Annotated in this window: 16 protein-coding genes; 8 read left to right on the forward strand and 8 right to left on the reverse strand. The window is 38.4% G+C overall.

Going from position 1 to position 18,463, the window contains the following annotated elements:
* Position 1: 1 nt before the first annotated feature.
* The 5 genes from NU09_RS07285 to rnpA all read right to left on the reverse strand — a co-directional run bounded on the left by NU09_RS07285 (position 2) and on the right by rnpA (position 5,842).
* On the reverse strand, positions 2–820 hold the full coding sequence (locus NU09_RS07285; RefSeq protein ID WP_129750613.1) for an OmpA family protein: 819 nt from the start codon (positions 818–820) through the stop codon (positions 2–4).
* 9 nt (positions 821–829) lie between these two features.
* The gene (locus NU09_RS07290; protein WP_129750614.1) at positions 830–2,803 is read right to left on the reverse strand and encodes a KUP/HAK/KT family potassium transporter; all 1,974 of its coding nucleotides are present in this window, start codon (positions 2,801–2,803) and stop codon (positions 830–832) included.
* 116 nt (positions 2,804–2,919) lie between these two features.
* Entirely contained in the window at positions 2,920–4,557 is a 1,638-nt protein-coding gene (locus NU09_RS07295) for a S41 family peptidase (RefSeq protein WP_129750615.1), read from the reverse strand.
* A gap of 4 nt (positions 4,558–4,561) precedes the next feature.
* Positions 4,562–5,389 (reverse strand): DUF4349 domain-containing protein, encoded by an 828-nt coding sequence (locus NU09_RS07300; protein WP_129750616.1) that lies wholly within the window; start codon positions 5,387–5,389, stop codon positions 4,562–4,564.
* Between the two features lie 66 nt (positions 5,390–5,455).
* Entirely contained in the window at positions 5,456–5,842 is a 387-nt protein-coding gene (gene rnpA / locus NU09_RS07305) for a ribonuclease P protein component (RefSeq protein ID WP_129750617.1), read from the reverse strand.
* Between the two features lie 98 nt (positions 5,843–5,940).
* Between rnpA and NU09_RS07310 the strand changes: the two genes are divergently transcribed.
* Together NU09_RS07310 and NU09_RS07315 are read left to right on the forward strand one after the other, a co-directional pair.
* A complete protein-coding gene (locus tag NU09_RS07310; RefSeq protein WP_129750618.1) occupies positions 5,941–6,636 on the forward strand; it encodes a S24 family peptidase in 696 nt (231 codons plus the stop codon).
* Between the two features lie 204 nt (positions 6,637–6,840).
* Positions 6,841–7,065: a hypothetical protein gene (locus NU09_RS07315; protein ID WP_129750619.1), complete on the forward strand. Its 225-nt coding sequence runs from the start codon at positions 6,841–6,843 to the stop codon at positions 7,063–7,065.
* Between the two features lie 153 nt (positions 7,066–7,218).
* On the opposite strand, the gene NU09_RS07320 is transcribed toward NU09_RS07315, so the two are convergent.
* The 3 genes from NU09_RS07320 to NU09_RS07330 all read right to left on the reverse strand — a co-directional run bounded on the left by NU09_RS07320 (position 7,219) and on the right by NU09_RS07330 (position 11,719).
* Positions 7,219–9,108 carry a M1 family metallopeptidase gene (locus NU09_RS07320; RefSeq protein WP_129750620.1) on the reverse strand — a complete coding sequence of 630 codons (1,890 nt, stop codon included), beginning with the start codon at positions 9,106–9,108 and terminating at the stop codon, positions 7,219–7,221.
* Between the two features lie 58 nt (positions 9,109–9,166).
* Positions 9,167–10,786 (reverse strand): S8 family peptidase, encoded by a 1,620-nt coding sequence (locus NU09_RS07325; protein WP_129750621.1) that lies wholly within the window; start codon positions 10,784–10,786, stop codon positions 9,167–9,169.
* 72 nt (positions 10,787–10,858) lie between these two features.
* Positions 10,859–11,719 carry an MBL fold metallo-hydrolase gene (locus NU09_RS07330; protein WP_129750622.1) on the reverse strand — a complete coding sequence of 287 codons (861 nt, stop codon included), beginning with the start codon at positions 11,717–11,719 and terminating at the stop codon, positions 10,859–10,861.
* A gap of 159 nt (positions 11,720–11,878) precedes the next feature.
* Between NU09_RS07330 and NU09_RS07335 the strand changes: the two genes are divergently transcribed.
* The 6 genes from NU09_RS07335 (at position 11,879) to NU09_RS07360 (ending at position 18,455) form a co-directional block, all read left to right on the forward strand.
* Entirely contained in the window at positions 11,879–12,208 is a 330-nt protein-coding gene (locus NU09_RS07335) for a HesB/IscA family protein (RefSeq protein WP_129750623.1), read from the forward strand.
* A gap of 37 nt (positions 12,209–12,245) precedes the next feature.
* Positions 12,246–12,617: a four helix bundle protein gene (locus NU09_RS07340; protein WP_129750624.1), complete on the forward strand. Its 372-nt coding sequence runs from the start codon at positions 12,246–12,248 to the stop codon at positions 12,615–12,617.
* A gap of 31 nt (positions 12,618–12,648) precedes the next feature.
* Positions 12,649–14,097, forward strand: coding sequence for a Fe-S cluster assembly protein SufB (gene sufB, locus NU09_RS07345; RefSeq protein ID WP_129750625.1), 1,449 nt, complete (start codon positions 12,649–12,651; stop codon positions 14,095–14,097).
* A gap of 31 nt (positions 14,098–14,128) precedes the next feature.
* Positions 14,129–14,875, forward strand: coding sequence for a Fe-S cluster assembly ATPase SufC (gene sufC / locus NU09_RS07350; protein ID WP_129750626.1), 747 nt, complete (start codon positions 14,129–14,131; stop codon positions 14,873–14,875).
* Positions 14,876–14,878: 3 nt separating this feature from the next.
* Positions 14,879–16,195, forward strand: coding sequence for a Fe-S cluster assembly protein SufD (gene sufD, locus NU09_RS07355; RefSeq protein WP_129750627.1), 1,317 nt, complete (start codon positions 14,879–14,881; stop codon positions 16,193–16,195).
* Positions 16,196–16,337: 142 nt separating this feature from the next.
* On the forward strand, positions 16,338–18,455 hold the full coding sequence (locus tag NU09_RS07360) for a TonB-dependent receptor plug domain-containing protein (protein ID WP_129750628.1): 2,118 nt from the start codon (positions 16,338–16,340) through the stop codon (positions 18,453–18,455).
* Positions 18,456–18,463 lie beyond the last annotated feature (8 nt).

Raw genomic sequence — 18,463 nt, forward strand, 5'->3', positions numbered from 1 at the left:
ATCAGATTTTTGTAATAACAAACTCTACCCGTCTGTCAAATTCAGATCCTTTACCAAGCGGCTGGGTGTTTCCATAGCCCTTGTAGGTAAGGCGTCTTGCAGGAATCTTTTTAGATACCAGATATTTATAAACGGCATAAGCCCTGTTTTTAGACAACTCCCTTTTTTTGGTATCCATATCAATGGCTTCTTTCTGGAAAGTTGGTGTGCAGCATATATGTCCCTGGATTTCAAACTCAAGATTTTTGTATTTCTGCAGTATCCTGGCAACCTTGTCAAGTTCTTTTCTTGAGGAAAGGGTTAATTTGCTGCTACCCCTGTCAAAAAGAATGTTTCGCATAATTACCCTGTCACCTACTACCATTTTCTCCTTAAGGGCATCATAAACGCCCGGATCTAATGGAGGAGGAGGAAGCGGCTCAAAGTTAACCACAACGTCTACACGCCTGTTTTTAGCACGTGCTTCCGATACGTTATCAATATCTTCTTCCAGTAAGATTCTTCCGCGGCCTTCTATAGTAACAATAATCTTGTTTTTAATACCCTTTTCAATCAGCTTGTTTTTAATGGTATTAGCGCGATTGTTAGAAAGCTTAAAGTTGTATTCATCCTTCCCGCGGTCGTCGCAGTACCCAAAAATCTGGATACTTTCTACACGGGTAGTGTCTATTGCCTGAATAAAGGCAACCACGTCGGTAGCCTGTTTTTCTTTCAGGTCAAATTTGTCAAACTCAAAGTAAATTGAGTGTACTACTTCCTCTTGGGAAAATAATGGTTTTGGCAGTAAAAATAATAATAAGATGTAGTAAAAAGGTTTCATTTGTAATTATTAGTTAGGATCTTCAACCCTTGTTAAATGCAGGTCCTCAGGAGGGTGTATCACAATTGGGAACTGCTCTACCTTAACAGAGCTGTTGTCTAGTCCAAATGCACGGCCTTCGGTAAGGCTCACCTTCTTAAGCACAAAGTATATATCAAGGATTATTCTTTCATACCAAGGTAAATCGTTGTCGTAAGACAGGAATTTTTCGATAATCACAAATTTAAAGTCACCAATTACATTGTTACGGTTTAGCGATTCATAACGGCTGGTAATATCTACCTCTCCGTTTTTAACCATGTCCCTTACAACGTTCTTAAACATAAGGTTAACCCTTGGTGCCACACGGAAACCAAGATAAAAATCAACCCTTATCACATCATCTTTCATGATTTCCCTTACACGGTAATCCATACGGTAAGGTTCATCTACCACATTAACATGCACAAACCAGTAAATGTCAGCACGTTTTGGTCTTTTTTGTAATATCGAATATATAATTTTCGATTCTATTTCATCACTAAACTGAGCGTTGGTCAGGTATACCAGGTGAGTGGCATACTTAGGTATCGACTGATCGTTGCTCAGGTCGGCAAGCACGCTTTTATAGTTGTCAATTTTAGTAAACTCGGTGTACTCGCTGCGTATTTTTTTCGCTGTAAACCAAACTGCCATAATAAACGAAAGCAATCCGGCAATGATGAGCGAAACATATCCTCCGTGGGTAAACTTACTAATATTAGCTATAAAAAACGAAACTTCTATTGAAAAGTATACCGCTACGGTAAAGATTATCAGGATAGGGTTGTAGCGTTTCATGACCATATAGTAGCCCAAAAGGGTAGTGGTCATTATCATACAAAGTACAATGGCAAGGCCGTAAGCCGCTTCCATATTCCCTGATTCCTTAAAGTGCAGTACTACAAATACACACCCCAGGAATAATAGCCAGTTTACCGATGGAATATATAATTGTCCCCTAAGTTCTGTAGGAAATTTAACCGACACTTTTGGCCAGAAGTTAAGGCGCATTGCCTCACTGATTAGCGTAAACGAACCGCTTATTAAAGCCTGTGAAGCAATTACTGCTGCTGAGGTTGCAATGGCAATACCCATAGGCACAAACCAATCGGGCATTAAAAGGTAGAAAGGGTTACCGGGGTTAGAGTTATGGCTTAATTCAGCCAGAGTTTTGCCTGAATGTGATATTAGGTAGGCTCCTTGCCCAAAGTAGTTTAATACCAGCATGCTTTTTACAAATCCCCAACTGATACGGATGTTGCTTCTTCCACAGTGTCCCATATCGCTGTATAGAGCCTCAGCTCCTGTTGTACAAAGGAAAACAAAGCCCAGTACATGGAAACCTTCGGGATGTATTTTCAATAAGTGGAAAGCGTAGTAAGGGTTAAGTGCTTTTAAAACTTCAATGTTTGAGATAAGCGGAATAATACCTAATATTCCCAGCATACCGAACCAAATAAGCATCATAGGCCCGAAAAACTTACCTACCAGCTTAGTACCAAAGCGCTGTATTGCAAAAAGGATAAAAAGGATTCCTATAACGATAGGCACCGTATCCAGTTCCGGATTATAAATCCTTAAACCTTCAATGGCAGAGGAAACCGAGATGGGAGGGGTAATAATACCATCGGCCAAAAGTGCACTACCACCTATGATAGCAGGAACTATAAGCCCTTTTTTCTTTAATCGTTTTACAAGGGTATAAAGAGAGAAAATACCACCTTCACCCTTATTATCAGCCTGTAAGGTAAGTATTACATACTTTACTGTGGTTTGCAGTGTAAGGGTCCAGAAGATACAGGACAGGGCACCAAGAACAATATCCTGCTCTATGGCTTCGCCTCCCATTATGGCCTTCATTACATATAATGGAGAAGTACCTATATCTCCGTAAATAATTCCTAAAGTAACAATAAGTCCGCCTAAGGTTACTTTGTTCAAATGTTTGTGACTACTGCTCACGATAACAATAAATTAAAACAGCAAAGGTATATGTTTTTATAAATAACGTTAAGTGCACCTGTGATATTTAACCTAAAAAAAATCCTCAGGTACTTAAACCTGAGGATTTAGGTGCATTATTTTGAAAGTATCTTGTTATATTCTGCAGTATTGTTAAGTAGAGCTGCTGCTTTTTTTATCTCTGCATTACTGGTTGTATAGTATTTATACAAACCTTCTTTATACTGATAGCGGGTTATAATCTCATCAAGTAAAAGCTCTTTTATCTCTTCCTTGTTTTGGTTAAGCTCTTTTTCCTCACTTTTCTTAAGTGCCGCCAGTAGTTGATTATACTCTGCCGCTATGGTTTCATCTACTTTTTCTTTTTTTGCAATTTCCAAGGTAGCCTTAAGAGATTTTTCAGTTTCTGTATCAAAATCAAAATTGGTTCTTTTCAGGAACTGCTTAAAGCCATCAAAATCACTATCACTTACTGTTGGTATAGTAGTACCCTGGTTAGGGTGTTTGTAGTAATACTCGGTAACATAGTTAAAAATAGCATCGTTTCGCTGTAAGGCATCGGCTATAGAACTTTGCTTAGATTCCTCAAGAACCACATCCGGTAATATACCCCCGCCATCATAAACGGTACGGCCATTTTTGGTTTTAAATGCGTTATAGTCTTTCTGGTCTATTCTTATGGCTTTACCGTCAGCATCTTTGTGGGTATAATCAAGGGCCTGAATACCTCGGCCTGAAGGAGTATAATAACGGGAAATAGTAACCTTGACCTGAGTGCCATAAGTAAGCTCGATAGGCCTTTGCACTAATCCTTTACCAAAACTTCTGCTGCCTACAATCACGGCACGGTCTAAATCCTGTAAAGCTCCTGAAACAATTTCGGAAGCCGAAGCACTTTTACCGTTTACCAATACAGCCAGAGGAATTTCGGTATCAACCGGAGCCCTTTGTGTTCTGTAGGTATTGTTGTATTTTTCGTTTTTAGATTTTGTGGTAACAATGGTTTCGTTTTGCGGTAGAAAAAGGTTACAGATGTTTACAGCCTCTCCTAACAAACCTCCGGGATTACCCCTTAAATCAAGGATTATTTTTTTAGCACCCTGTTTTTTAAGTTCCAGTAAAGCTTCTTTTGTTTCTGCCGAAGCTTTAGCATTAAACTGGCTAAGAACGATATATCCGGTGTCATCGCCTACCATAGAATAGAAGGGAACCGCCGATACATCTACCTCATTTAAAATGATTTGTGTACTGTAAGGTTTACCCTGACGCAGGTATTTTATATCAATTGCCGTGTTCTTTGTCCCTTTTAAAAGTTCGCCGGCATCTTCCTTAAAATCAATAAGGCTTACATCACCTATCTGGATAATCTCATCGCCTGCCTTAAGACCTGCTTTGTCGGCAGGATAATCCTTGTAAGGCTCTTTAATTATCAATTTACCGTCCTTACGGGTTATAAGGGCACCAATGCCGGTATATTCTCCGGTGTTGTTTATCTTGAATTTGGCAACATCCTGCTCGTTGAAATAAACGGTATACGGATCCAGATCGGTAAGCATGTTTTTTATGGCAGTATCCATAAGCTCACCCGGATTGGTTTCATCTACATAGTTTACGTTTACTGTTTTAAACAGCGTTGTAAAAATCTCAACCTGCTTGGCGATTTCAAAAAAATCGTCCTTAAAGCTGGCCCCAACAAACAGAAAAGCAACTGCAAAAGCCGGGATAACATATTTTCTTTTTAGTCTGGATAGCATGATATTATTGTTTTTTACGTCGGAATCTTCTCCTGATTAAAATAAAAGCAATTACGAAAATAAGGATAAATGGCCATATTTGAATCAAACCGATAAAGAAACTTGACAGCGAGTTAAATCCTGATTTCAGGGCATTACCTATTTTGCTTCCGTAAGAAACAGTAGCTTCCTCTCTTTCGGCAACGGTTTTGTAAAAACTTAGTTGTACGGTACTGTAGGAAACCTGGCTTTGCAGGTATTGCAAGCGTGCCTGTTTCGATTCAATTTCTTCACGAATTGCCGACAGTTCTTTTTCTATTTCCAGCATTTCCGATACTTTGTTCGCCTTTTTAAGCAGTTGAAGATATCTTTCTTCCAGTGCTTTTTTGGTCTTTATACGCGATTCGGTATCAATGTATTCCTCGGTAATGTCGCGGGATGAAATTTCTTTTCTGTCAAAATACGTTACTCCTTTACTTATTTCGTCTATAAAATTGTCAAACGAGTGGGAAGGTACTCTTATGCTAAGGGAACGGCTTACTGTGTTGTATTCATTTCTTTCTTCATCGCTTTGCACTTCCCCATTAAATTTACCTATTGCCTGTTTTAAATTATCGGCAGTAGTTTCAAGATTTTGGGTTTCAAAACGAAGCGTTGCGGTTTTAATTATTTTTGGGTCTGTTTGTTTTGCTTGACCACTGATAGACTTAGGAGCGATTTTATAGTATTCTGCATTTGAAGAGTTAGCAATTATCTGATCGGCAATCTCTTCTGTAGCATATGCTTCATTAACTTCTTCCTTACAGGAAAGTAATAGAACTGCAATACTCAAAAAGGCAAGAAATTTTTTCATAAGTAAAGGTGTTTTTTGTTAAAACGCAAAAAACATTACCAATATTACAAAAGACTAAGAAACAGTTTATTGCTGTTTAAGTTGGATAATAAACTTTTCAAAAAGCTGAATGGTTTTGGTATTTATTTCCTCTAAGGACAAACGGTCTTTGGTTTGGTACATCAGCATAAAAGCATAATTACCGGGTATGTTCTCTAACAGCAGGTGCTTATTATGCCTATAGGTTTCCCTTAACAATCTTTTGAAATAGTTGCGGTCTACCGCTTTTTTGAAATGTTTTTTAGACACCGAAACCCCTACCTTTATTGGACTTTCGTTTGTTACAGGTAATGGCACATACACCAGTCGTAACGGGTATTTTGAAACCGACCTGCCCTCACTAAACATAAGGTCTATCGTGTTTCTGCTCTTTAGCTTTTCCTCTTTTGGGTATGTGTATTTCTTTTGTTCCATGTACTGGGGCAAAGGTACATTTTTTTAAATCAGCTTTATGTTGCTGCAGGTATAAGAAAATTTTCTTAATATTGTAGTGGAATAAAATAGTATGAGTTATGGTTGCGGATCGTTTAAAGAAATATATTGAGACAAGAGAAATTAGCTACTATGCATTTGAAAACAGTATAGATGCAAGCAGGGGCAGCATTTCTAAAGCAGTGAAAGACAATAAGAGCATAGGCTCTAATGTGCTGGAGAAAATTTTTCAGGTATATAGCGATCTTAATCCGGTTTGGCTTTTAACCGGAGAAGGAAACATGCTTATAGATAATAATTCTGATGCTATTGCTAACGAAAGGATAATAAGAACCTTTAGTTTAAAAACCGATACAAATATCGATTCCCAACAAATTCCTTTATACGATCTTGAAGCTGTGGCAGGTATAGTACCTTTGTTTAATGAGGGCAAAACAGCTGTACCTTCAGATCATATCAGTATTCCTCATTTACCAAAATGTGACGGAGCTATTTATGTAACCGGAGACAGTATGTATCCTTTACTTAGAAGCGGAGATATTGTACTTTATAAAGAAGTTAAGGATATCGTTAATAATATCTTTTGGGGAGAGATGTACCTGCTTAGCATAGACAATGATGGAGAGGAGTATATTACAGTGAAATTTATTGAACGCTCTGAAGAACCGGGTATGATTAAACTGGTTAGCGAAAACAAATATCATAAGGACAGGGATATTGAACTTTATAAGGTAAAGGCACTTGCTTTGGTTAAGGCTACTATCCGAAACAACTAGGTTTCTACAAAAAATCCACAATTCTTTCTACACAATTACCCATTATTCCTCACATTTCTGAATGATGAGGTAATTCTGTTTCTCTTATTAAATAATTGATTTTTAGGCTGTTGAGTATTGGTTTTTAGTTTCATTTTCAAAAAGGCATTGTAATTGGCTTATGTTATATGTTAAGTGAAATATTTAAAAAACAATAACACGACTATGAAAAAATTATTTTTAAGCGCATTAATGCTTACAGGAGTAATGGCATTTGCACAGGAACAACCAAAAGCACAAACACAAACTCAGCAACAGCCTGCTAAAACAGAAGAGGTAAAACCTGCTGAAACTGCACAGCCTCAAAAAGCGGAAGAGAAAAAAGCTGAGGCCGTTAAACCTGAAGAAAAAGCAACTAGAAAGGCAGAACCAGCTAAAAAATCAAGATAAGTACTACCCGAATTTAGTGACATCGATTTTTAGCGCCTATATAAAGAAACAGTTTTTTGATTCTATTTATCTGTTTCAAAAAATCTCCGGCAGTAAATGTCGGAGGTTTTTTGTTATCATGAAAAAGCCCCACATTAAGTGGGGCTTTTTATATTATTGCTTTACGAAAAAGTTATTTTCCTTGTTTACGTCGGCCATGAGCTCCATAGGGTCTATCATGACTACTTTTATAGCCGATTTAGGCTTGTTTATTGTGAACTGATAGGTTTGGTGTGCCCAATCCCATTCCGGCAGCACAGTGCGCTTTAATTTGGTGAAAGGATTGTCTTTTATATAGTGCATAAGATTAAGCGGTACATAAAAGCTTTCCTGAGTACCGTCTTCATACACCACAATTATATCAAGTGGCATAGGCATAAGACCTATACGCTCCAGTGTTACTGTTGTATTACTGTTGTTTTCAGCAAGATCTTTAATGCTGTAATCAATAGTATTGGTAGTTTGGCACCAGTCGGTTAAATACCAGTCAAGCTCTGCACCCGATACCTTTTCGGCCGTACGTATAATATCGTTTGGCGTAGGGTGGGTAAACTTGAAATCGTGATAATAACGCTTAATGGTCTTCATAAGGTTTTCCTGGCCTATGACATCTATAAGTTGCGACAGGAAAATAGTCCCCTTGCTGTAAGCCGAAATACCATAAAGCATATTTTGAGAATACCTGTCGGCATGAGTGGTAAGCGGTTGCTCATTTCCTGTAGACACCATATAGAAATAGTTAGAGTAAGCACCTGCCCAAGGGCTTGTTTCCTTTTCTTTCTTGTCGTTAGGAAGTACGGTTTCCATAGCCAAGTCACTTATGAAAGAAGTAAATCCTTCGTCCATCCATTCGTGTTTCGATTCATTGCTTGCCAAAATATGCTGAAACCAAGAGTGTGCAAACTCGTGTGCTGTTACACCAACAAGGCTTCCGTAGCTGCGGTTACCGGTTATAAGGGTACACATGGCATACTCCATACCACCGTCACCACCCTGTACAACAGAATATTGCTTGTAAGGGTATGGGCCGATGTTTTCATTATAAAATGCTAAAAGCTCAGCCGTTTTAGGCTGCATCTTTTTCCAGCTTTCGTTGTATTTAGGATTGTCTTTGTAGAAGAAGTGAAGCTCTACACCGTTAGGGCCTATTAACTTATCATGGATATAGTTATTATCTGCACCCCAGGCAAAGTCGTGAACCATAGGTGCTTTAAAATGCCAGGTAAGCGTTTTTGTCTTTTTAGGATGTTTTACGGTAACTCCTTCATCTTCATAACCTTTTCCTATTTCGCTTTTGTTTTGAAGATACCCTGTACCACCAATAGTGTAGTCTTTATCAATAGTAATCTTTACATCAAAATCGCCCCATACGCCATGAAACTCACGGCCAATGTAGGGATCTGCATGCCATCCTTCAAAATCATATTCTGCCATTTTAGGGTACCATTGCGTCATGGAAAGCGCAACCCCTTCTTCTGAATTTCTTCCTGAACGGCGCACCTGTAAAGGAACCTGTCCGTCAAAGTCTAAAGTGAAAGTAGTTGATTTACCCGGTAATAAAGGCGTAGCTAAAGTTACCTCAAGAACAGTACCTGAAACAATGGTTTTAGCTTCCTGACCATCCTGTTTAAAGTTGTTTATCTTAAGAAAACCTATTTCATCTGGTTTAAGCGTACTTATACGGCTCTCCTTAATGGTTTCTTCACCTTTCTTAAAGCTTTTTACCATTCGACTGTCAGGGTCGGCAATAGTTTGCAGGCGTGCATCCATTTCGCTTCCCGGCTGAAAGGCATTGTTGTATAAATGATAAAAAACACGGCGCAGCGTGTCAGGGGAATTATTAGTATAAACAAGTTCCTGGTTTCCAGTATAACGGAAGGTTTTTACATCCATAGACACATTCATCTTGTAGTCTACGTGCTGTTGCCAGTAACCAGGGTTAGGGTTGTTTTGTGCAAACAATCCTGTTACCGCAAAAAGTGCAAATAATACTGATTTTTTCATGGGCTAAAATAAAAAAACGGAAGGGAAAGCCCCTTCCGTCAGTATGGTTTAATGAAAATTATTTTCCTCTTGAAATCTGATCGGCCATGATCAGGGCATTGTAAGCATTTACAATTTTACCTGATTTTGAAGCCTCGCTGAACATGATTACTTTCTTGTCAGCATCTTCACCTACCTGTACCTGCATCTTTACAGCTAAGCCTGAATCCATAAGGATGTGCTTAACCTGAGAAGCAGAAAGTTTAGGGTAGTAAGCACGGATAAGTGCCGCAACACCTGCTGCATTAGGAGATGCCATAGAAGTACCCTGAAGGAATTCATAGTGATTATCCGGAGTTGTTGCATAAATTCTCATACCCGGGCTAAATACGTCAACGTTATTTTTACCGTAGTTAGAGAAAGGAGCTACTAAACCTTTTTCAGTAAGCTTGTTGTTAAGGGCACCAATACAGATAAAGTTATCTGAAATTTCAGGACCTGTAACCATGTTATCGTTAGGATAACGCTCTACACCACCGTTTTTATCAAGGAAAGTACCCTCATTACCGGCAGCACAAACAATTAGAACGTCTTTTTCTCCTGCATATTTAATAGCATCATATACCCAGTTGCTGTGAGTAGAGAAGTATTTACCAAAGCTACCGTTAATAACTTTAGCACCATTATCTACAGCATAACGTATAGCAAGGGCAACATCTTTATCATACTCATCTCCATCCGGCACAGCTCTTACTGCCATAATTTCCACAACATTGCTGGCAACACCGTCACCGCCAATACCGTTGTTTCTTACCTGAGCGATAATACCAGATACGTGAGTACCGTGTTTAGCACCGTCTTTATCAGGACCAATTACGTTATTATTACCATAACTTTTAGTGCTGAAATCATCCGGGTTATCGCCTAAAATCTCACGAGCGTTATATTTTAGGTTCAGGTGGTATTCAAGCTCGTTGTTATAGTGTTCTACACCAGAGTTAACTTCTTTAGCAAGCTCTTCTCTTGTAAGGTCTGCTAAAATCATTACAAACTGATTTCTTACACCGGCAAGATTAGGGTCTTTTATATCAAGGCCTTTAAGGTCTTCTGCAGTATAATTTTCTTTACCTGTAAGTTCCTGGAAAGATTTGTCTGCTTTTTGAATAAAGTCCATCTGCATTTTACCTGCAAGAGCGTGGTTGTATTCTTCATCATACTTTTCTTTTGCTCTTTTGTAAATAGCAGAACCATCATCACCTTTTTTAAGGATCCTGATGAACTCCATGTTTTCATGGTTAATATCTCCTAAGAAATTCCACCCGTGAATATCGTCTACATATCCGTTATTGTCATCATCAATACCATTACCGGCAATCTCTTTAGGGTTAGTCCAGATTACTGCCTGTAAATCAGGGTGCTCAATGTCAACACCTGAGTCAATTACACCAACAATAATTTTGTCTGCCTTTTTGTCTTTAAGCAGTTCGCTGTAAGCTCTGTCCACACTCATTCCCGGAATAGTGTCCGTTAACAGGTCCAGGTGGCTCCAACGCTCTTCCTGTATTTCAGTAAGATCAGCTTTTTTAGCTGTGATAGTCGTATTTATGGCAAGTGGAGTTGCCGTGATTTTTTTTGATGAACCGCAGCTTGCCAGGAACAATGCCAAGGCAGCCGACAGGTAAATAGACTTAAACTTCATAATTCGTTTTATTTAATTTTTAAAATAGGTCTAATGAATCCTCAATTTGTTACACAAAAATCTGGATTAACACTAAATTAGTATATCACTACATTTGTAAATGTCTTTTAAACGTACGCCTTTTTCGGTATGTTCTACCGTAATTATTTCATTATGCGCATCGTGTTCCAGGAAAAGGTAATAGCCATTATCGGCTGCAGCGTTCATAAATTTTGCCTTTTCGTTTAATGTTAAAAGCGGGCGTGTATCATAACCCATAACATAAGGCAACGGGATATGCCCTGCAGTAGGAAGCAAATCGGCCATAAAAACAATGGTTTTTCCGTTGTAGTTAATGTGCGGTATCATTTGTTTTTCGGTATGTCCGTCAGCAAAAAAGATACCAAACCCCAATTCACTTTTATCGAGAAAATCACCTTCAGGCCTGTTAATGAACTTAAGCTGTCCGCTTTCCTGCATTGGCTGGATATTTTCGCTTAGAAAAGAAGCCTTTTCACGGGCATTTGGTTTGATGGCCCATTCCCAATGATTGTCGTTTGTCCAGAAATTAGCATTTTTAAATGCTACCTCATAGCCGGTACGGTCTTTATTCCACTGCACACTGCCGCCACAATGGTCAAAGTGAAGGTGGGTCATAAATACATCGGTAATATCATCCCTGTGAAACCCATACTTGGCTAATGATTTGTCCATAGAATGATCTCCCCAAAGCGAATAGTAGCCAAAAAACTTCTCATTTTGTTTGTTTCCCATTCCTGTATCTATCAAAATCAGGCGGTTATCATCTTCAATTAAAAGGCACCTTGCCGCAATATCAATCAGATTATTATTATCGGCAGGGTTGGTTTTACTCCAGATGGTTTTAGGCACAACGCCAAACATAGCGCCGCCATCCAGCTTAAAATTGCCGCTTTCTATAGGGTATAATTTCATCAGAATAAGTTTAAAGCTGCCAAATTAATAATTTAACCTCACATAGCGGTATAAGTATTGCTTATAATACAATAAAGAGAAAAAGGTTACTATCTATTGCAATCTGTAAAAATGGTGGTATCTTTGCACTAAATTTAGATTAAATATAAGTATACGATTATGATAAAAGTTTCTGACACAGCAAGAAAGAAAGTCGTAAGCCTGATGGAAGACGACGGATTTGATGCTGCTACCGACTATGTTAGGGTAGGGGTTAAAAGTGGCGGATGCTCGGGGTTGTCATACGATTTGAAATTTGACAAAGCGCTGGGAGAAAATGACAAAGTGTTTGAGGACAACAATATAAAGATAGCCGTTGATAAAAAAAGCTTCCTGTATTTAGCAGGTACAATCCTGGAATATTCAGGAGGATTAAACGGTAAAGGATTTGTATTTAATAACCCAAATGCCAGCAGAACCTGCGGTTGCGGGGAAAGTTTTTCTTTATAAGTTTTAAAGTTAAAAGTTATAAAGTTGTAATGTCTGTATGGCGAAACTAAACTCCTTTGAAGAAATTATTGCATGGCAAAAATCAAGAGAGCTCAATGCCGAAATATACAGAATTATAAATGAGAATGAACTGTTTACAAAAGATTATGGGCTGAGAGATCAGATGAGGAGGGCGAGTATCTCAATTTCATCCAATATAGCTGAAGGCTTTGAACGGGAAACCACAAAGGGATTTATAAGATTTCTTTATATAGCAAAAGCCTCTGCCGGAGAGTTTAGATCTCAATTATATTTAGCTTCAGATTTAGGCTATATTTCTAATGACGATTTTCAGACACTTAATTTAAAGGTAAATGATATATCAAAGTTGTTAAGTGGTTTTATAAAGTACCTGGCCGGAACTTTATAACATTAAGAACTTTAAACATTAAGAACTTAAAATGAGCAAGTACACAGAAGAAGAATTAAAAATCGAACTCGAGAATAAAGAATACGAGTATGGTTTTTATACCGATATTGAGTCAGATACGTTTCCTAACGGGTTAAACGAGGATATCATTCGTGCCCTTTCTAACAAGAAAGAAGAGCCGGAATGGATGACTGAGTGGCGCCTTGAAGCCTTTAGGGCTTGGGAACAAATGGTAGAGCCCGAGTGGGCTAATGTACATTATGAAAAACCTAATTTTCAAGCAATTTCATATTACTCTGCACCATTAAAAAAACCTAAATATGACAGTCTTGATGAGGTAGATCCTGAGCTTTTGGATACATTCAAAAAACTGGGAATCTCTATAGATGAGCAGAAAAAGCTGGCAGGTGTGGCTGTAGATATCGTTATGGACTCTGTTTCTGTAGCGACGACCTTCAAGAAAACACTGGCAGAAAAAGGAATTATCTTCTGTTCAATTTCTGAAGCAATTAAAGAACATCCTGAACTTGTTAAAAAGTATTTAGGGACTGTAGTGCCGCAAAAAGATAATTTTTATGCTGCACTTAACTCGGCTGTTTTCTCAGACGGTTCTTTCTGTTATATCCCTAAGGGAGTACGCTGCCCAATGGAGTTATCAACTTACTTCAGGATCAATCAGGCAGGAACAGGACAGTTTGAACGTACACTTGTAGTGGCTGATGAAGGTAGTTATGTCAGTTACCTTGAAGGCTGTACAGCGCCATCACGTGATGAGAACCAGCTGCATGCCGCAGTTGTAGAACTTATTGCGCTTGATGATGCCGAGATTAAATATTCTACTGTACAAAACTGGTTCCCCGGGAATAAAGAGGGTAAAGGTGGAGTATACAACTTTGTAACTAAGCGCGGACTTTGTGAAAAGAACGCAAAAATATCATGGACACAGGTTGAAACAGGATCTGCTGTTACATGGAAGTACCCAAGCTGTGTGCTTAAGGGAGATAATTCGGTAGGGGAGTTTTACTCTATTGCCGTTACCAATAATTACCAACAGGCAGATACGGGTACAAAAATGATTCACTTAGGGAAAAATACTAAGAGTACCATTATTTCTAAAGGTATCTCGGCAGGTAAGTCGCAAAACAGTTACCGTGGTTTGGTTCAGATTGGGGCGAGGGCAGAAAATGCCAGAAACTTCTCTCAATGTGACTCATTACTAATGGGTAACAGCTGCGGGGCACATACTTTCCCTTATATAGAGTCTAAAAATACAACAGCTAAAATAGAGCATGAGGCGACAACCAGTAAAATTGGTGAAGACCAGGTGTTTTACTGTAATCAAAGGGGTATTCCTACAGAGAAGGCTATTGCTCTTATCGTAAACGGTTTCAGTAAAGAAGTATTAAACAAGCTTCCTATGGAGTTTGCTGTAGAGGCTCAAAAATTATTAGAGATAAGCCTTGAGGGGTCAGTAGGTTAATTACGAATAAAAATACACCATTATATATTTTATGTTATCAATTAAGAATTTACACGCAAGTGTTGAAGATAAGGAGATTTTAAGAGGAATAAACCTTGAAGTAAAAGCGGGAGAGGTACATGCTATAATGGGACCTAACGGTTCCGGTAAGAGTACACTTTCATCTGTAATTGCAGGTAAAGAGGAGTATGAAGTTACCGATGGTGAAATTTTTCTTGAAGGTGAAGATATAGGTGAGCTTGCACCGGAAGAAAGAGCACACAAAGGTGTTTTCCTTTCTTTCCAGTATCCTGTAGAAATACCGGGAGTTTCGGTTACTAACTTCATGAAAACGGCAATTAACGAAAGCCGTAAGGCTAAAGGCCTTGAGGAAATGCCGGCTAATGAAATGCTTAAGCTTATCCGTGAAAAATCGGAACTTTTAGAAATAGACAGGAAGTTTTTATCACGTTCTTTAAACGAAGGTTTTTCGGGTGGTGAGAAGAAACGTAATGAAATATTCCAGATGGCTATGCTTGAGCCAAAACTGGCCATTCTTGACGAAACCGATTCAGGACTTGATATCGATGCGCTTCGTATTGTTGCAAACGGGGTTAACAAACTTCGCAGTAAAGACAACGCTGTAGTTGTTATTACGCACTACCAAAGGCTTCTTGATTATATCGTGCCAGATTATGTACATGTACTTTACAATGGTAAGATCGTAAAATCAGGAGGTAAAGAGCTTGCATACGAGCTTGAAGAAAAAGGTTACGACTGGATTAAATCGGAAAATTAAGAAATGGATTTGAAAGAGAAATTATTATCTTCTTTTATGGCTTTTGAAGAGCGTGTGGATGTAACAGCAGATTTACATAACATACGTACCGAAGCTATAAAGAATTTTGAAAATAAGGGATTCCCCAGCAAAAAGGAAGAGGCCTGGAAATATACATCGTTAAACGCGGTGCTTAAAAATGACTTTAGTGTTTTCCCTAAAAAGGAAAATGCATTGAGCTATGCTGAGGTTAAAAAGTATTTCCTACATGAAATAGACACCTATAAAATTGTTTTTATAGACGGTATATTTAGTTCTTTCCTGTCTTCCACAACACACGACGGGCTGGATGTTTGTCTAATGTCTTCGGCACTTACTAAGCCTAAGTACAAGGAAGTAATAGATACTTATTTTAATAAGATCGCAAAGAAAGACGATAGCCTTACATCACTTAATACGGCTTTTGCTCATGAAGGGGCGTTTATTAATATCCCTAAGAACAAGATTGCTGATAAACCGATAGAGATTATCAGTTTTTCTACAGGAAATGAGGCAGCACTTATGGTTCAGCCACGTAACCTGATCGTTGTAGGTAAAAATGCTCAGGTACACATTATTGAAAGACACCAGAGCTTAAACAGCAACCCTGTTCTTACAAATGCGGTTACTGAAATATTTGCTCATGAAAACGCTAATGTAGATTACTATAAGATTCAAAATGACGTTCAAACGGCAAACCTTATAGATAATACTTATATCTCTCAAAAGAGAGACAGTAATGCAAGTGTACATACGTTCTCTTTTGGAGGAAATATTACACGTAACAATCTTAACTTCTTCCACGAAGGGGAAAATATTGACAGTACCCTAAAAGGAATAACAATCATAGGAGATAAACAGCATGTAGATCATTACACGCTTGTACACCATGCTCAACCAAATTGTGAGAGCCACCAGAACTACAAAGGTATTTTTGACGGAAGCTCCACAGGTGTGTTTAATGGTAAGATCTTTGTTGAGAAAGAAGCACAAAAAACAGATGCTTTCCAACAGAACAATAACGTGCTGTTAAGCGATAAGGCTACTATAAATGCTAAACCGCAGCTTGAGATTTTTGCAGATGATGTTAAGTGTTCTCACGGTTGTACAATTGGTCAGCTGGATGATGATGCCATGTTCTATATGCAGTCAAGAGGTATTCCTCAAAAAGAAGCAAAAGCATTATTAATGTATGCTTTTTCTAACGAAGTTATTGAAAGCATTAAAATACCTGAGCTTAAGAACAGGATCAACAAGATTATAGCAATGAAACTAGGCGTTAGTATGGGGTTTGACCTGTAATTAACAACATAATATACTATTACATACAAAGCAGCGCAATTAGCGCTGCTTTTGTTTTTATTTAGAATTAATAAAAATAATTTGCATATGTCTTTTGAGCTAATTAGATTTGCAATTTAGAATTAATCTAATTTAAATTAGAATGCAACCCAGCCGTATCGCACTACTCTTTTTATTGCTACATATAAAACTATCTGCACAGGAACAGCAAAGGGATTCCGTTAATATCAATTCCGATTTGAATGAAGTTGTTGTTACCGGTCAGTTTGAGCCTCAGTCATTAAAAAAATCAGTGCAGAATGTAAGGGTAATTACACGAAGGGATATTGATCAACTCGCGGCTAATAATCTTGGTGATGTATTAAACCAGTATGTAAACATAACGGTGCGCCCCAGTGGCACCGATGGCCGCTCAACCGTTAGTATGTTTGGACTTGACGGTCTTTACTTCAAAATTCTTATAGATAATGTACCCATAGCTAATGAAGCCGGTTTGGGTAATAATATCGACTTATCTCAAATAAACCTTAATGATGTAGAGCGTATAGAAATAATAGAAGGCTCTATGGGTGTAACACACGGTGCTAATGCCGTTAGCGGGATACTTAACATTATTACCAAAAAATCATCTAAAAACAAGTGGGAAATATCGGCAACACTTCAGGAAGAAACTGTTGGAAAAGAGTATGCCGCTTTTGATGAGGGAAGGCACATACAGGCATTACAGGTATCGCATACCTTAACCGAAAACTGGTTTGTGTCTGTTAATGCCAACCGAAATGATTTTCAGGGTTACTTGGGAGATAAGAAAGGAAAGAATTATACGGTTAACAACGACCTGAGGGGCTATAACTGGCTGCCAAAAGAACAACTGATGACCAACGCACTGTTAAGTTACAGGAGAAACGAGTTCAGGTTCTTTTACCGATTTGAGATGATGGATGAGAACATTGACTACTATAACAGCGAAGTAGAAACACTTTTTAATGCTGAATTAGGTTCTTACAGGGCATCGCAGGACAAACGTTATTTTACCGACAGGTTTTACCATCATTTAAACGCCACAGGAAAGCTTTTTTCCAGATTGGCATATAATGTGTCGGCTTCTCATCAAAAGCAGCAGAGAGACGTCGAGAGCTTCTTGTATCGCATATGGCAGGATCAGGAAGTAAACAACACAATAGAAACCGACCAGTCTATGGAGGTTTTATATTCTACAGGGACTTTCAGTAATTTCTTTGAAAGTGAAACGGTTAAGCTGCAACTGGGCTATGAATTAGTGAACAACAACGGTTTTTCTGTAGTTCAGGAGGCAGACAATGTGTATGTGGGAATAAGGGAAAGACTGGAGAATTATGATGTTTTTGCTTCATCGGAAGTAAATGTAAACAGAAACTTTTCCCTGCGCCCGGGATTCCGTTACTCGTTCCAGTCCCGTTTTGATAACCAGTATGCCGCTTCCTTGGGTTTCAGACAGCTGTTTAAAAACGATTATCAGTTAAGGGGAGCAATAGGCAAATCGTTCCGTACGCCAACTTTTGAAGAGCTTTATACCAAGATGATATTTTCAGGACATTACTTTACAGGTAATGAAAACCTGATACCCGAAACAAGCACCTCTTATGAGGTTAGCCTTAAAAAGAACAGCTATTTTGATTCCGGATTGATGCTTTCTAACAATGTTATTGTAAGCTTTATGGATATAAAAGACAGGATAAGCACTGCTTTTACGGGCTACACTCCGGATAATGTGCCTAAATATGAGTCAATTAATGTAAGTCAGTACAATATGTGGAATGTTTCAACCACAAACCAGTTACAGTATAATAACCTTACATTCTCATTGGGAACAACACTGGCAGGAATATCGCAGAAACTGGATAATGGCGATTTTCAGAGTGATGACAAGTACCTGTATACACTAAACCTTAACAGCAGTATCTCCTACAGGGTACCGAAATGGAAAACTACCTTTTCGGCTTACTACAAGTATAATGGTAAAACACAGGATTATACCGCGTCAGAAAATGAATATGTGCTTACCAGCGTAGCCGCAACAAACTGGCTGGATGCCTCAATAATAAAATCATTTTACAACAATAGGTTTGATGTAACCCTTGGGGCAAGAAACCTGCTTGATGTTACCAATGTGACCCGTACGGGAGTTAACCAAACCGGCAGCCATGCTGCCTCAAACAATGTAATGCTTGCTTATGGCAGGTCTTACTATATAAAACTTATGTACAATCTTAATTTTTAATTCATAAT

Source organism: Flavobacterium beibuense (assembly GCF_004151245.1).
Lineage (GTDB): Bacteria > Bacteroidota > Bacteroidia > Flavobacteriales > Flavobacteriaceae > Flavobacterium > Flavobacterium beibuense_A.